Raw genomic sequence first — 15,674 nt, 5'->3', positions numbered from 1 at the left:
GATATAAGCGACTCTGATGCGCCTGTAGCGCATGCACGGACGCGAGCCTTCGAGCGACAGACAGCTTTCCTCGGTTTGATACTCGCCCGACGCTTCCACGATTTCGGGGTTATACATGAGTACCGCTCCGCCCGCGCACGCGGCCACGATGACGCGCTTGCGCACGCCAATCATGTTCGCCGCGAGCCCCACGCATTCGTGCGCATGCGCTGCAAGCGTGTCGAGCAGATCTTGGCCCACGGCAGCATCGGCGGGCGTGGCATCGACGCTCGGCGTCGAGAGCAGCGCAGAGGACTTTACGATAGGACGAATCATGGAGAATCCTTTCAAGTGGTCGCATGCTGAAACATAAAACGCAATTCATCAGGGGAGGCAGCCCTGGGAAGAAGCATGGAGGCAACAACGGCAACCGGCGATTAGCGATCACCAATCGGCAATTGACGACTTCAATCAGCGATCGGCATTCAGCAGTCGGCGACGTTAATCGGCAATCGGCGGCGCGCCAAACGCTCACAGCGGCAAGAACGACACCGCAAGCACTCCGCGAATCGCTCAGGGTATCCGCCGGCTACTCGCATCCCAACTCGCACTCCCCCAACTTCGATGGTCCGTCCTTGCCGCAATTCGAAACCGCCCAGCAAATCGCCTTCGCCATGCGCAAATCGGGTTCTTTGAAATGGTTGCCTGGATTGCTTTCGAAAACAGCCTTGATGCCTTTCGTTCTGAAGGCGTCGACAACGCGCTGCGTGCCGTCGGCCACGCCGCGCAAAAGACGGCTCGGCGTGCGCGCTTCCTTCGACCCAAGCGAGAAATACGCACACCGCGGCGAGCGGTCGAACGTGCCAGCCTCAACGTATTCTGCAAAGCCTGGATACCACATCGAGCCCGACGCACTCGCGACGGCATCGAATAGATCGGTTTGAAACGGCGCCCAGGTTGCGAACAGCCCCGCAAGCGAATAGCCAGCGATGCAACGATGGTTCGGCCGCGCGCCAAGCTGCTCTTCCGTCTTCTGCACGATTTCCGAAAGTATTTCAAGCTGACGCTCCGCGTGGCCTGCAAACGGCGCGTCATCGGCAAAAATGCCTGGGCATTCCCATGGCGTAAGCATGTCGTTCCATTCGAGAACATGAATCGCGACCAGCACAAACGGCGGACAGCCTAATTCTGCGCACCGCTTCAACACGGCGTCGCTTTCGTCTTGGATTTCGTGCATGTACACAAACGGCACGTGAGATTCGACAGCGTCGTGCCCGACGCTCGAGCCGCTGAAGGGCGCACGAGGGCCACGATCGGGCGGCACGCGCGATTCGGCGGCTTCAAGAACGAGGCTCGCGTCGTCAAAGGCCGCACGGCGTCCGCCGTAGGGCGGCACGCGCGATTCGACGATTCTAGGCGCAAGGCTGTCGGCGCCGAACGACATGCGAGATTCATGCGCCAGGGACGCGGAAGACTCGTCGCCGGAGGGCAGAGAGACCCCACTGCGCGAAAGAGCAAAGCGCTTGTCGTCGAGAACCGCTAGCTTCATGTCGTCGCAAACCACAGAATCCATGCCGTCAAAAGCCGCGCTGGCCCCATCGCCAAAGGTCGTAACCGTTACGCGCTCGCCCGCTATGTTCAACGTCGTTTTCATACCCTGAATGATAGCCCATTCGAAGCTCAACCTCACGAGCGCTCCCTAAGGCGAGCGAGAGCCTTCTTCTTTCTATCCCCTTTTAGCCCTTTCCCCAGCCTTGGTGCCGCCCGGCTTCCCTTCCTTCGTCGACCTCGCCCTTTTCGGCGCATAGTCCCGCTCGTAGCCAGGCACATCCATGCTCGATATCGCCCACAAATAAAGACTCGCCACGCTGCCATAGGGGCTGTAGCGGCGGCGATATCGCTCGAACATCTCGCGCGTCACTTTGCGATGGTGGTACACCATGCGCATGCCGCGATGGATCGCCAAATCGCCGTAGCTCAAAATATCGGAACGGCCCAAGCAAAAGAGCAGCAGCATTTCTGCGGTCCAAACCCCAACGCCTTCGAGCGAGGAAAGCGCCGTGATGGCTTCGGCGTCGTCCATCTCGCGCACCGCATCCAAATCGAATTGCCCCGAAGCGATTTTTTCGGCACAACTTTTCATGTACCGCGCCTTCGTGAACGTGATGCCACACGACTGCAGCTCTTCTTCGGCTGCGGCGCGCACGGCAGCAGGCGTCACCTCGCCCAAGCGCTCCCGCATGCGATTCCATATAGTCGCCTGAGCTGCGGTCGAGATTTGTTGACCGACAATCTGATGCACGATCGCCGAGAACAAATCGTTCTCGTCCATTTCCCGGCGCACAACGCCCACCGCATCGATCGCGGCACCGAGCTTTTTGTCTTTCGCCTTGAGGTATTCAATGGCGTCGGTGCCATATTCGAAATAGCGCGTCAACAGAGCACCTCCTTGCAGCTTGGGGATGTGGGCTGGGAAGGAATCCTTTTGGGGCCAAGTTCCTGCCGAGCGTTATCAAGCCTCGACCAGGCCCTACCGCGCCCTACCGGATTCCCTATCAGGCCTCGCTGGGCCCCAACCAAGGTCCTACTGGGCCTTTACTGGGTCTCTAATGAGTTTCTACTGGGCCTCATCAAGCCACATCGAAACGCCGATTTAAGCCCTATGAGCCTTCGTTGAGCCTCTTTCTCGAAACGTCCCTCTGGAGTCCCTGCCGAAGTCCCTTGTCGAAGTGTCTATCGAGGTTCCAGCATCGCCACCATTGAAGACGCTCCGCCCAAGCGGCCCCCTGCGAGCTTAAGTGAGCAGAAACCTACAGCTCGATGCGGCCAAACTTCGCAAGCAGCTCGCTTGCCGCGGTGCACGACGGGCAGTTGCAGTACTTCGCGCCGGCTTCCTTGCGCTTGAGCTGCTCAGCGAGCATCGCCGCAGCGACCTCTTCGCCCATGAGCTGCTTGGCGGGGCCTTCGGCAAATGCAATCACGCCGTCGATGGTCGTGGGGCGGCCTTCGAGCACGTCAAGCAGCTTGTCGGTAGCGGCCTTGACCGCCTCATCGCCCGCATCCGCCGCGACGGCAGCCTTCCACGCAGCGGCTGCGTCTTTGGTGATCTGCGTGCTTGTATCGTTGGTCGCGAGCACTTCGACGCGTTCGGCCACGTAATCGAACAATTCCTTTTCCATGGGATAGCCCCTTTCTTCGGCGTTCATTACGCTTTGCATAATAATGCTTGCATGCCAGCCCCTCGACGAGGGGCGGCCAACGACAAATGCGTGCCATTTTTGCGACACGGGAATGCGGCAGCGCGGCAGCGCGACAACATGTCAATGCACCGACACGCCAGCTAACGCCGCAACAACGCCTCGATGCGGCAGCGCGTCGTTGCAACAACACGGCAGCGCAATACGGCATTTCGTCAATACGCCATTTCGGCAATGGACCATTGCGACAATGCGGCCTACGGCAACGCCGCCTGCGATCACCCCACCCCACGCATTCCGCATGCCGCACAGCATCGGCGCCCATTCGCCACGGAAATAGCCGCGCCGCTCATACGCATTCCCATATAGTTCATACGCATTCCCGCATGCCCCATACCACATGGGTCGTGCGCATTCCAATATGTTTCCATACCTCATGAGCCATGCGCATTCCCATACGCTTCCATACCGCATGGGCCAAACCGCGCATCCACCTGGCAGCACGAGACGGAGATGTATGTCTCCATGCCGCATGGGCCGAACCAATGCCCATGTCAGAAAATGTCTCAATGGGGCCTTACTGCAACGATTCGGACTTTATATGTCAGAAAACGCCAGAATGGGGCCCGTTTTTCCTTCGCGCTTAACCGCAACCACAACGAGCGGATTTAGAAAGCCCAGGTCAAAGCTTTAAGAAGCAGGCCATAGAGGCTCAGAATCAAGATTCTCCTCCTTATTCCCCGTGCAATGAGGCCCCCTTCCGGCATTTTGCGACAGGAGGTTCCGAAATCGCTGCACTGCATGCGGGCGCACCGTGCTGCACAAGCTTCCGTGCGGCACGCAAGTTGCGCCTAAAAGCAAAACGCCTCTTGTTCCAGGTCTTGCACGAATGGCGAAAACGAATTCCCAAAGTCCGTGCAATAGCGCATGCCGCATCGTCGAGCAAATCCGGCGAAGAAACCTGGCCATTGGTTACCGTGATCACCGAGAAGCCCATCGCTTGCAACGCGTTGCGCCGCTCGGCATCGCTCGAGATGCCAGCCGCGGAAGTATGGAACGCATCGCTATCGTATTCGACATCGAGGCGGGCGCTCTGCCAAAACAGGTCGAGTACGAAGAACTTTCGAGGCGTGCATTTGCGACCCTCGCCAACCACATTGACCCGATAGTTCATCATCGGCAGCGGCAAGCCATAGCCACCCAACGTTTGCTTGGCGCAGAGCAGAACGACGAGCTCCGATTCGGCGGGCGACGCCGATCTATCAACCGAAAAACTGAGCGCTTTTTTCGCTTTCGCATTTCCAGGATACGATTCGACCGAAGACGCAAACGACAAAAGAGACGTAACGCTTGAAACGGGTTTCGCTGAGACGAAATCAGACCCATCGGTCCTCATCGAATACAACCCGCACAATTCGCACGCAACAAGCGCGAGAGCCTCTACCGACAAGGAGCGAGCGAGCTGAAGAAACAGCGCCTCGGGCGACAGCACGAACGTCTTTTCGTCGATGCGCATCGCTTTTCCCGAGAAATAAGCATCGCAAATATCGTGGCACACCACTCCGGGTCTATTTCTTTTGCCGTTTCGCGCCGAAATCGCAATGTGAATCGGTTGCTGGGACGGCGAAAACACCTCACTCGCCCATGGTTCATCGAGCAAAGACGCGATTTCGCTCCGATTCGTTTTTGCGGGCAACGCAACGCGAGCCGCGCGAGGCTTCGGGCGAAGCCCACATCGCACGGCCCTCCAGTATTGGAGCGCGCTCATATGTGCAAGGCAAATAGTCATACGGAAGACTCTAACGCGAAAACCTTGCCGAATCCTTGCCTGGAGGCCGCGAGATTCGTGCCTGAAAACTGCGGAATCCATGCTGGAAAGTCGCGATGTCCATGCTCGAAGGCGACGATTTTCATGCCCAAACAGCACGAATAGCATCTCCAAACACCGCGAAAGTCATGATCAAAAGCCGCGGAATTCACGTCGAAACCCAAACCGAGCGTTGTCGGTCCCCACAGAATCACGCGCGGACTCCGCTTCGCTCCTGCGAATCCCTAACGCGCAACGTGCTCGCAGAGTAGTTTTTGACGACACCGAACCAGCCCCGCGCCGCGCGTCGCCACACCGCGCCACCAGCCATCATTGCCAGCTGCCAAGCCGGCCTCAGCGGCACCGAACCGCATCGCCGTTGCTGGGCGATACCGCCGATTGCTGAGCCACAACGCCGCATCACCAAGTAAAACCACCGGCAAACGAATCGCATCGCCGACTACTGGACGGCGTCGCTGCGATAGTGGGAGCCGCAGCTTTCTTTGCGCGCGAGCATTGCCGCGACGGTCGCGCTTGCAGTTTCGAGCTGCAAACGAATTCTCATGGTGGCGGCAATCGACACAGCATCGGAAGACGGCGTGAGCGTAGCCATCGCCGCGTGCTCAGACGCAGGTGAAGGCGCAGACCTAAGCGCAGGCTCGGGCTTAAGCCCAGACACAAGTGAAGACATGGTCATGGCCGCAGCCGCGGGCGTTGATGCAACCATGGGTACGGGCGTAAGTGCAGGCGCAGCCATAGATGCAGGCGCGACTGTTACCACGGCCGCAGACGCAAGCCCAGACGCGGAAGCCGGTTCCTCAATGCGCGCCTGAAGAGCGGAAATCGCACTTGCCGCCGCCTTTAGCCCTTCGGCGTCGCGGGAAATCATGCAGTGCGCCGACATCGTCTCACGCAATTCACGAAGTATCGCGCTGCTTGAGGAACATGCACGTTCCTCAATTTCAAACGAAACCGATTCACATTCACGGCCCAACGAGAAATGAGAGTTTTCCGTGCAGCGAGCGTTGCAAGAATCGCTTTGGCTTGCGATTCCCTCCGCATCGGAATCTTCGCGGCTTCCTGCATCGAAAAGGCAACCGAGACCAGGCGCACCCGCGATTCCTCCGTCGGCCTCGCCTGCTCCGCGCGCACAAGCGCTCAGGGCGTCTCCCGTGCGATCATCGCCAACACGCCCCGCGCAATCATCCGCATCATCATAGGCATCTTGACGCGCGCGCATCGCAGCGCCTACGCCATCACAGCCTCCCGCGCCGATCCCGCGGTTCAAAGCCGATATGTTCACGTTTGCGAAATCGGAGGCTTCAATGCCCGCATTCACGCCCCCATCCGCACACTCGTCTACAAACCCTCTCGCGAATTTCGCCGCAGCAACGCCCGCGCGACGGCCGAAGACCAGCGCATTCGCGCTCGCGAGGCCGCCGATTCTATCGGCGCCGTGCATGCCGCCCGTGCATTCGCCGGCCGCGAACAGGCCCGGCACGCCGCACGAGCCATGCTCGTCAATCGCGATGCCGCCATTCGACGCGTGCGCGTACGGCGCAATGCGCGCAGGAGCGCTCGCCGAAACGCCGCATTCCCGCTCGAGCCACTCGGAAAACGTGCGCACGAATTCCGGCGAGCCATCGCCCACGTCGCACGTGATTTCCATGCCCTCATCGCCGCATACTTCCATGGCGAAATCGAGCGGCGCGCCTGTTCGCTCGCACGAAAACGGCCCATGCTCGCTGCGAGCCTCAAGGACATCGCGCGCGATCGGCTCGCCCGACGCATCCCAAGCACGCGCGAAACGAAACGCCTTTTCGTTGAACACGATGTTGCGGCGCGGCGACACGAGTCCCGGCATGATTTGCATGAATTCCAAATTCACCAAACGCGCGCCGCAACGCGCGGCAAGCGCCTGAACCGTCGCGGAATTGCCCGAAGCGGAAAGGCTGCGCTTGTAAAGCCCAGCCACGCCGCCTCCCGCAAGCACGATTGCCCCACACGACACCGCACGAAAGCGTTTGGCCGAATGATCGAAAAACAGCGCGCCGCGCACACACCCATCGTCCATAGCGATATCGAGCAGCTCGCACCTGTCGAAACGAGCAACTCCTCCTTCGCAAAGAGCCCGTTCAAAGCCGCGTTTCATAGAGTCGCGCTCAAGCCCGCGCCACATGCGCAGCGAATGGTCGAAGCAGGGAATGTATTGCGGCTCATCAGGGTTCGCAGGCCGCTTCAAAGAAACGCCCATCGCTTCAAGCGCGGCAATAGCTTCAGGAATGCCCCGCACGAACGATTCGACGAGCGCCGCATCGGGCACGCCGCGGCCGACGCGCAGAATCGTCTCGATCATATCGTCGATATCGGCTGCGTCGCGCGGACCGATAAGCCCCAAGCCCCACGTTCCCGGATAGAAACTCGAACCGGAAAAGACGCCCGACGCGCTCGCGAGACACACCGAAGCACCAGCGCGCGCTGCCTCGATTGCCGCGCAGCATCCGGCAATGCCGCCGCCTACAACAATCACGTCAAACGATGATTCCGATTCGATATGCACGATTTCCTCCCGCAATAAAACGCACCGAAGCATGCACGAAACGCCTCAGCGTCAAAACAGCCCTATCACGCACGCCCAACATCGCCCGCGGCGAAAGAGAAGAAGCGGCCAATTGGTTACGCTTCGAACATCTCATTGGCCGAAACGAGCATCAAATCATCCCGCGCGCTTGCCTTTTTGCGCGTCACCTCGCTCGGCACATTCTTCGTGAACAGACAATACAAACGTCGCGAGAAACCCTTGACGAGCGGTGCACGACGCTCAAGCATTTCGATCGCTTTCGATTCGTCGAACGAATTGCACCATTTACACTCACCCAACAGAATCGATTTCGATTGTCTGTCGGCGGCAATGAGATCGATGTTGGTCTCGGCCTTATCACGCGGGTCGATTCCCCACCAGCGTCCGAACGATGACGCCAAAAACGGAAGCTCGCCTGCGAGGTTTTTGCGAACGACCCACTGCATGCACACCGTTTCAAATTGCTTGCCCGCATATGTCGACAGCGCCTGCCCGAATGCGTTTCTTTGAGCCGCGGCAACTCCAGCCCCGGCTTCGATGGCGCCCACATTTCTGCTCACGAACGCGTACCAATACGCGAAAAACGGGTCAGCGAGGGCGTATGACGCCCTGCGCGACGTATCGGGATTTTCGCCAAAAGACACTTCACGATTGACAATCCCCAGGTCAACAAGAGTTTTAAGATATTTCGAAATAGAAGTTGCATGAACGCCCGCACGCTCGGCTATACGCTTCGGCGAAGTTTCGCCCGAGCCAATCGCGTCGAGAATCGAGTTGTAGAGAGCCGGCTCGCGCAGCTCTTGTCGCAAAAGCATGAGCGGCTCCTCGTAGAGAATGCCCGATGTGCTGAACATGAGCTCGGCAACGTTTTCCTCGTAGCTGGCATCTGAGTCTATCTGCGCCAGGTAATACGGCGTTCCGCCGAACGTCGCATAGTACGCGATGCATTGCTCGGGCGTGAGTCCTGGCAGCATGAGCGCGGCATCGAAGCAATCGAACGGCTTGACCTTCAGTTGCATGGTGCGACGCCCGTAAAGCGGGCTTTTTCGCCCCAGCACCTCGCTTTCCATGAATCCTTCGTTGCTCCCGCACAGAATAATGCGCACGTTCGTCTTCTTGAGCTCGTGATCGATAGCAATCTGCAAAACAGAAGGCAACGAAGGCTCGGTTTCAGCGGCATAAGGAAATTCGTCGAACACAAAAAGAAATGGGTCATCCCCACGTCGCTCAGCCATAGTGGCAATAAACGAAAACGCGCTGCGCCAGTCGGGAAACGCCCCTGAATCTTCCGGCATGCCAAAAAAGGCGTACACGGCGCGCGAGAATTGCATGAGATTTTGCAAAGAACTTCGCTGTTGCGCGGTGAAATACAGCGTCGGCTTCCCTTTGGCGAACGCATCGATGAGCGTGGTTTTGCCAACGCGACGGCGCCCATACACGACCGCCATCTGGAAACCTTTTTTCGCATACATGCGATTAAGCTGTTTCAATTCAGTATCGCGTCCGACAAACATGCTCCCACCTCGCTTTTTATTAAGATGCTTATAAGTATGATACTCGTAAGCATCTTAGACATCAAGGAAGCGGCTCAACCGCGCGATGCAGCCATGATGCTTGATGCGATTTCGCAGGGCCCCTCATCGTGGGCGCAATGCGTTCCGTTGCTTTCTACCCAGAAACGTTTTCTGCGATCAGGCAGGGAATGAAGCCTTCCTTGAAATCCCTGGAAACACTTTGCGGCTACGAATCGGTCGCGAGCCCGCCCAGTACACGAGGAGGGCGCCAAAGCAGGCTCGACACTCCCCCCGATCGACAGGCGTCAGCGAATCCGCCGGCAGTTCGCTTTGGAAATTCGGCCGTGCCGCTTCCCTCCCTGCAACCGAGCATCGCAATTTTTGCCACTTTAGCGCATTAGAGTGTTGACGTATGCGATTTCGCCGCTATACTGAACGCATTTCGCGACCAATTGGAACCGCGCACGACGAAATAAACGCCTGCCGCGCACCACGCAAGGGTCGCACATCCCGCCCGCTTCCCGGGCCAATTTTGGAAGGAGCACGCGTGAGCAACGCCGCCGCACATACCTGCGCAGCCGCCGCCGGCTTCTTCTGCCATGCCCACACGGGCCGCTACCCCGAGTATCTCTATTCCTATCGATACCTCTAGCGCACGAGGGCCGCTCGTCGCGTCGCGCATCAGCGTCGCGTGCAGCCGCAGCCGTCGTGTGCGCCTCCATGTCCGCGTAATTTCGCGCATTTGGGCATGGTCCGGTTTCTCAACAAGGGGCGAATAGGGCAAACGGGTGCCCCGTCGAGAAATCGGTTCGCGCCCAAACGCGCAAGACCGATTGGGAATTCTAATGATCGCAAAAATCACCATGGTGCTCGCCTTCGCGGCAATCGCCATCATCATCGGTATCCTATGCCAAAAACACGCCGGCAGCGTAACCGGCTTCATTCTGGGCGGCCGCAACGTAGGCCCTTGGCTTTCCGCGTTCGCGTTCGGCACGTCGTACTTCTCGGCCGTCATCTTCGTCGGCTACGCCGGCCAATTCGGCTGGAAATACGGCTTGTCGGCCACATGGGTGGGCATCGGCAACGCCATTTTGGGCAGCCTGCTCGCCTGGTGGGTGCTCGGCCCCCGCACGCGCGAGATGACGCAACGCTTGAGTGCCGCCACCATGCCCGAGTTCTTCGGCAAGCGCTACCACAGCCGCGCGCTGCGCATCGCCGCCGCGGCCATCATCTTCGTGTTCCTCATCCCCTACACTGCGAGCGTCTACAACGGCCTGTCGCGCCTGTTTGGCATGGCATTCGGCCTGCCGTACGAGGCATGCGTCATTGGCATGGCGCTTATCACCTGCATTTACGTGGTGCTCGGCGGCTACATGGCCACCGTGGTGAACGACTTCCTGCAGGGCATCGTGATGCTGTTCGGCATCACCGCCGTGATTTGCGCCGTGCTCGCCGGCAACGGCGGCTTCTCGCAGGCGGTCATCGATCTGTCGCACGTACAAGCCGAAACGAACCCCGATTTGCAAGGCGCGTTCGTGAGCATGTTCGGACCCGATTTGCTCAACCTGCTCGGCGTTGTGGTGCTCACAAGCCTCGGCACGTGGGGCCTTCCGCAAATGGTGCAGAAGTTCTACGCCATCAAAAGCGGCCCCGCCATTAAACAGGGCGCCATCATCTCCACGATTTTCGCGATGATCGTCGCCGGCGGTAGCTACTTCCTCGGCGGCTTCGGGCGCCTGTACTCGGGCCAAATCGAGATGTCGGCCGCAGGCACGCCCATCTACGACTCCATCATCCCCACCATGCTTTCCACCCTGCCCGATTTGCTCGTCGGCCTCGTGATCGTGCTCGTGCTTTCGGCCTCGATGTCGACCCTCAGCTCGCTCGTGCTTACCTCGTCGAGCACGCTCACGCTCGACCTGCTGAAAGACAACGTGGTGAAGAACATGGACGAGAAGCGCCAGCTCGTATGGATGCGCGGCCTGCTCGTGGCGTTCGTGGCCATTTCCGCGATCATCGCGCTCGTGCAGTACAACTCGTCGATCACGTTCATCGCACAGCTCATGTCCATTAGCTGGGGCGCGCTGGCCGGCGCCTTCCTCGGTCCCTTCTTGTGGGGCTTGTACTCCAAGCGCATCTCGAAGGCGGCCGTGTGGACGAGCTTCACCGTTGGCGTAGGCCTGACCAGTGGAAACATGCTCGCAGGCTTCTTCGGCCACGCGATTATCGCGAGCCCCATCAACTGTGGCGCGCTCGCCATGGTGCTCTCGCTTGCGATTGTGCCGCTCGTGAGCCTGGTCACCAAGCCGGTCGATTTCGACATGGACATCGCGCTGCCGAGCCGCAAGAGCGCGACCGACCGCGAGATTGAGGCCGAAGCGAAGGCGGAAGGCCTGGAGGAAATGGACCCCGTTGCATAAAAAAACGCCGCGGGAATCAATCCGCGGCGCCCTTGCCGTCTTCATCGCGATACGACTGAGCCAATCGACGATTTGCCGGTGCTTATTCGTCAACCTTGTACGTTACGCCTTCGATGGTCGGATATTTGTTCGAACCAGTAAAATACTGCTCCCACAGGCCTTCCTGCGTATGCGTTTCAACTTTGCCGTCTTTTTTGACCGTCAGCGTCACGTCACCGCCGATGCGCAGATATGTGGGGTTGATGCCCACCATTTGCGCGAGTTTACGCTTCAGAGGAGAAACCACCTCGAGCAGGCTGCGATACATAATGTCGTATTTGCGGTCGAGGCTGATGACGTACTCTTCATCGTCGGAGACATGCTGGATAATTTTGATCGAGTCATCGATGAACTTACCCGTTTTGGGATGTATACGCGTGCCGCTGCGCTCGGCTTTTGTGATATGAGAGTCGTCGGACACGATTGCGTCGGCCTGCGCGCACATGAACGACATCAACCGTTTGTTCCCGTAGCGCTTATGCAGAATCATATCGCTGATGATCACATTGTATTCGCCGACTTTCGCGCGGCCCCAATACCAATGGTTGAAAATATAGTCGAGACTCACGTTGCCCCAATTATGGTCGTGATAGCCGTGCCCGCCCGAAAGTGTACGCATTGCCCCGTCCATGCTGAGAGTCGCGTCGACAATGGCCTCGGGCAACGCCACGAACCACCCGAATTGCTTTTCGCGCTTTCCTTCGCCATACAGCCAGTATCCGCTGCCCGGACGCCACATAGGAACCTTGGGCCTCATAATGGCGTCGTAGGTAATCGACGCGTCTTTATAACGGACATGGTAGCTGCCGTCTTCTTGCCAACGAATGAAGCAATCTTCTATGCGCACATCGCACGCATTTTTTGCGCTGCTGACGACGCGACCCTTTTCGCCTTGAACGAACACGTTGACGCGCTCGCCGTTTTTATTCGTGACCTCGAAATCAACGGTGGGCCATGCGGGGCCCGAAACGTCGAAATAGTTCTTCGCGAAGAAAATCACCACAACAGTCGTGCCGTCTTCGAAGGCGGCATCGGTATACCACCACTCAAAAGAGCCCTTGCTGCCGTTCGTGCGCAGCGTGTCCTCGCGCGGAGCCGGGCGATTCCTTACGACGTTGAATCTTTCGAAATCGGCATCCGAATCGGCAAGACGCGCAATTTGAGGCGTGCCCATATATACTCCAACCTATACGAGATTCCAAATCAAACGGCCCAGAGGAAATCGGCCTACACGAGCTTCACGTCGAAATTCGTCGCGGCCGCGGCGTCTTCGTCGAGAGCGTCCTTCGCATCGTCGAGCACGGCCCGCACGTCGTCGAGCATGTGTTGCGCCTCGTGCAGCTTTTGATGCACGGCTTCATACCCCGCATCTTCCGCCTTGTGCGCCAGATTGTGGGCCCACCTGCGCTCGAGCTTTATATGGTCGTCAATCTGCTCGATCATGGTGGCAAATTGCCCGACGTTGATTCCGTTTGTGCACATATCTTTCCTTCCTGGGAAACCCTTGCTACGACAACGCTTCGAAGCGCTTGGCCATGAGCCATTGCGCGAGGTCTTCGATGCCCTCGCCCGTGCGCGCCGATGTGACGAAGATGTTTATATCGGGGTTGAGAACCGCGGCTTGCTCGCGCAGGGCGTCCATTTTGAAATCGGGATTGAGCGGGAGGTAATCGCTCTTGGTAACAATGAGGGCATCGGCAAGCGAGAACATGGGAGGGTATTTGTAGACCTTGTCGTAGCCCTCGGGGACTGAAAGCAGCATCACTCGGCAGTGTGCGCCCGTATCGAACTCGGCCGGACAAACCAAATTCCCGATGTTCTCCAGGAAAAGCCAGTCGAGGTTCATCGATTCGAGCGGCTCGAAGGCAGCTTCGACCATGCCCATCTCGACATGGCACACCCCTCGCGTGTTCAGTTCAATCGAGGTGACGTCGGCCTCTTTGATCTTTAGGGCGTCGACGTCCGACTCCAAATCGGCCTCGATTACCGCCAAATCGCTTTGTCCAAGCGCGCGCAGCTGCCTGATCAGCGCCAAAAGCAACGTCGTCTTCCCTGCACCGGGCGATGCCATGATGTCCATGAAGAACGTCCCGCGCTCACGCAAAGTTCGGCGAAATGCGTCGGCCTTGCTGTCGTTGGCCGAAAGAATGTCGCGCTTAACTTGGATGATTCGCTTTTCTTCCATCATTGCTCCTTAATCGGCTCGCTTGGCATTACCACTTCGATGTCGTTTATGAAGAATTCCATCCCGCTGTGAAGCGTGTAGCGCTTCTTACCGCATTTCGGACACGGGAGCGTATCGGGGTCGTGAACATCAACGTGATAGATGTAGCCGCATTCCAGGCACTTGACCGTGAAGGGGACGCGCGTGATGTACAGGCTCGCGCCCTCGAGCTTCGTATCGCGGCTGAGCCATTTGAATACATCGTCGAAAAGGCTCTCCACGATATCGCGCGAATAGCCCACGGTAAGATACACACCGGAAACGCGCTGTGCCCCGACCTTGTCTGCTTCCTCCAAAACCATGTCGACCACATTGCGACATAGGGCCATCTCATGCATGAGCTGCTCCTGTTCGATTATTCCAATATAAAATCCGCACGTCGGCTATGAAGCCGACGTGCGGGGCTGGGAGGGGCTAGACAGTGAGAAACTAATACACCATGTCGTTGGCAAAGCGGTACTTCGCCTTGGTGTTGTAGTCGTCAAGCAAATCGTCGGGCAACTCGAGGATCGAGTCGGCCAAATGCAGGGTTCGGGCGCCAACCGGGCATACGGTGCCGCATTGGCCGCAGCGCACGCAGGTGCCATTCACAGTGGGGAATCCCGTTTCCTCATCCATCGTAATCGCGAACAGCGGGCAACGCTCGGCGCATTTGCCGCACTTCAAGCATGTTTCCTTATCGTGACGCAGGTTGTAGTGGCTCAGATGCTCGAAGACGTTGAAATCCTCGGGCTTGAGGTCCTCCGATTGCGCAATAGTCACATAGCTTCCCAAAATGTCGCAGCAATCGCCGTGGCACGAGCAAATGACCTCGGTTTTTTTCGAATTGCAAATTTGAATTACCATGCCGCACTCGACGCTGTGGTGCACGATGTCAAGCGCCTCTTGCTGATCAATCTGGCGAGCGATGCCGTTGGCGATGTAGTACTCGGCCTCTTCACCGAGCGTGATGCACGTCTCGAGAGGATGGTCGCCCGGGTCTTCCTTGCCGACCGCCTTGTGGCTCAAACGGCATTGGCAGGGAGATACCGCAATTGTGTCAAATTTCTTGATCACAGCCTCGTAATCGTCGTACTCGAGGGCGATCGAGCTGTCGCCGACCACCTCGCGGCTCACGGGAACCGGCGTATAGAAGCTCGTGCGGGCATTGTAGAGCTGGTAGACGATATCGGTGCCCCATTGGCTCGAGTGGATTTTCACGTATTCGCCGTTGTTTTTCTCGTAATTGCCCATGTTGTACTCCCAAATGCCATGGGCCTCAGCGAGCTGATGGTACTGGGGCTCGCCGTTTGACACCGTACGGAACAACAAGCCGCGCGAAGCCAGGTCGTCGCACACCGTGGTGCAATCAGCCTCGGCACGCCCCGAAACATCGGCGAACTGCTTGGCCGTGAACATCACTCCCATGGGCATTTCGAGATACGCCTGGGCTTCTTCCGGCTTGAAAAGATACATGACCTCGTTGAAGCTGTTGTCGTGAATCTCGGAGCCGACGCCATTGCCGTAAGTGTTCAGCAAAGCTTGCAGCTTCACATACACGTTAGGAACAACGGTGCCGTCGGCCTTCACATAGTCGTCGGTCTTGGAATCAACCAGCTGCTTGCGCTTCGCGTTGAGCTCTTCGAGCGTCATCAGGTCGCGCGTATTGATGATCTCGACGGTATCGGCAGTAACCTCGCTGGGCTCCGTATTGGCGGCATCACCGGAAGCGTGCTCCTCTTCCTTAGGTTTGGGCGAGCAGCCAGCCGTGCTCATGCCGACGATACCGGCTCCCATGACGCCCATGCCCATCAAGAAGCTGCGGCGGCCAAGCATAGCCATGTTTTCGTTCATTTCGACCCCTTTTAGTCCTTTTTTCCCAATCCTTGGGCTGTAGGTTCATTAAATCGCCACATTTTTGAGAAGGCTCTCTC

The 15,674-nt window shown here is 58.1% G+C and carries 13 protein-coding genes; 1 reads left to right on the top strand and 12 read right to left on the bottom strand.

The window, feature by feature from the left end; genetic code table 11:
• From ACWI8T_RS01250 to ACWI8T_RS01220, 7 genes are all read right to left on the bottom strand, one after another.
• On the bottom strand, nt 1-315 hold a 315-nt coding region (locus tag ACWI8T_RS01250), incomplete at its 3' end, for a peptide deformylase (RefSeq protein WP_449137640.1).
• Between the two features lie 253 nt (nt 316-568).
• Nucleotides 569-1,669: a hypothetical protein gene (locus ACWI8T_RS01245; RefSeq protein WP_449137639.1), complete on the bottom strand. Its 1,101-nt coding sequence runs from the start codon at nt 1,667-1,669 to the stop codon at nt 569-571.
• 36 nt (nt 1,670-1,705) lie between these two features.
• Nucleotides 1,706-2,416 carry a DNA-3-methyladenine glycosylase family protein gene (locus ACWI8T_RS01240; protein ID WP_449137638.1) on the bottom strand — a complete coding sequence of 237 codons (711 nt, stop codon included), beginning with the start codon at nt 2,414-2,416 and terminating at the stop codon, nt 1,706-1,708.
• Between the two features lie 373 nt (nt 2,417-2,789).
• Nucleotides 2,790-3,158, bottom strand: coding sequence for a 3-hydroxyisobutyrate dehydrogenase (locus ACWI8T_RS01235; protein ID WP_449137637.1), 369 nt, complete (start codon nt 3,156-3,158; stop codon nt 2,790-2,792).
• Nucleotides 3,159-3,909: 751 nt separating this feature from the next.
• Nucleotides 3,910-4,737, bottom strand: a complete 828-nt coding sequence (locus ACWI8T_RS01230; protein WP_449137636.1) for a DUF559 domain-containing protein — start codon at nt 4,735-4,737, stop codon at nt 3,910-3,912.
• A 706-nt stretch (nt 4,738-5,443) separates the two neighbouring features.
• Complete coding sequence (locus ACWI8T_RS01225) at nt 5,444-7,543, bottom strand: FAD-dependent oxidoreductase (protein ID WP_449137635.1); 2,100 nt, start codon at nt 7,541-7,543, stop codon at nt 5,444-5,446.
• A 116-nt stretch (nt 7,544-7,659) separates the two neighbouring features.
• A complete protein-coding gene (locus tag ACWI8T_RS01220) occupies nt 7,660-9,078 on the bottom strand; it encodes an ATP-binding protein (RefSeq protein ID WP_449137634.1) in 1,419 nt (472 codons plus the stop codon).
• 845 nt (nt 9,079-9,923) lie between these two features.
• Here ACWI8T_RS01220 and ACWI8T_RS01215 point away from each other — a divergent pair.
• Complete coding sequence (locus ACWI8T_RS01215) at nt 9,924-11,498, top strand: sodium:solute symporter family protein (protein WP_449137633.1); 1,575 nt, start codon at nt 9,924-9,926, stop codon at nt 11,496-11,498.
• Nucleotides 11,499-11,580: 82 nt separating this feature from the next.
• On the opposite strand, the gene ACWI8T_RS01210 is transcribed toward ACWI8T_RS01215, so the two are convergent.
• The 5 genes from ACWI8T_RS01210 to ACWI8T_RS01190 all read right to left on the bottom strand — a co-directional run bounded on the left by ACWI8T_RS01210 (nt 11,581) and on the right by ACWI8T_RS01190 (nt 15,594).
• Entirely contained in the window at nt 11,581-12,711 is a 1,131-nt protein-coding gene (locus ACWI8T_RS01210) for a hypothetical protein (protein ID WP_449137632.1), read from the bottom strand.
• A 53-nt stretch (nt 12,712-12,764) separates the two neighbouring features.
• Nucleotides 12,765-13,019: a dynein gamma chain protein gene (locus ACWI8T_RS01205; RefSeq protein ID WP_281668091.1), complete on the bottom strand. Its 255-nt coding sequence runs from the start codon at nt 13,017-13,019 to the stop codon at nt 12,765-12,767.
• Between the two features lie 25 nt (nt 13,020-13,044).
• Nucleotides 13,045-13,722: a hydrogenase nickel incorporation protein HypB gene (hypB, locus tag ACWI8T_RS01200; RefSeq protein ID WP_337492850.1), complete on the bottom strand. Its 678-nt coding sequence runs from the start codon at nt 13,720-13,722 to the stop codon at nt 13,045-13,047.
• Nucleotides 13,722-14,099 carry a hydrogenase maturation nickel metallochaperone HypA/HybF gene (locus tag ACWI8T_RS01195; protein WP_281668093.1) on the bottom strand — a complete coding sequence of 126 codons (378 nt, stop codon included), beginning with the start codon at nt 14,097-14,099 and terminating at the stop codon, nt 13,722-13,724. The genes hypB and ACWI8T_RS01195 overlap by 1 nt, the downstream gene beginning before the upstream one ends.
• A 91-nt stretch (nt 14,100-14,190) precedes the next feature.
• Nucleotides 14,191-15,594 carry a 4Fe-4S binding protein gene (locus tag ACWI8T_RS01190; protein WP_294377986.1) on the bottom strand — a complete coding sequence of 468 codons (1,404 nt, stop codon included), beginning with the start codon at nt 15,592-15,594 and terminating at the stop codon, nt 14,191-14,193.
• Nucleotides 15,595-15,674 lie beyond the last annotated feature (80 nt).

The organism is Slackia sp. (assembly GCF_977041755.1).
This window is presented reverse-complemented; position numbering and strand designations above follow the sequence as displayed.

Coding starts and splice junctions, on each gene's coding strand:
- ACWI8T_RS01235 (WP_449137637.1), bottom strand. CDS start 3,158: ATGGAAAAGGAATTGTTCGATTACGTGGCCGAACGCGTCGAAGTGCTC.
- ACWI8T_RS01220 (WP_449137634.1), bottom strand. CDS start 9,078: ATGTTTGTCGGACGCGATACTGAATTGAAACAGCTTAATCGCATGTAT.
- ACWI8T_RS01215 (WP_449137633.1), top strand. CDS start 9,924: ATGATCGCAAAAATCACCATGGTGCTCGCCTTCGCGGCAATCGCCATC.
- ACWI8T_RS01210 (WP_449137632.1), bottom strand. CDS start 12,711: ATGGGCACGCCTCAAATTGCGCGTCTTGCCGATTCGGATGCCGATTTC.
- ACWI8T_RS01205 (WP_281668091.1), bottom strand. CDS start 13,019: ATGTGCACAAACGGAATCAACGTCGGGCAATTTGCCACCATGATCGAG.
- hypB (WP_337492850.1), bottom strand. CDS start 13,722: ATGGAAGAAAAGCGAATCATCCAAGTTAAGCGCGACATTCTTTCGGCC.
- ACWI8T_RS01195 (WP_281668093.1), bottom strand. CDS start 14,099: ATGCATGAGATGGCCCTATGTCGCAATGTGGTCGACATGGTTTTGGAG.
- ACWI8T_RS01190 (WP_294377986.1), bottom strand. CDS start 15,594: ATGAACGAAAACATGGCTATGCTTGGCCGCCGCAGCTTCTTGATGGGC.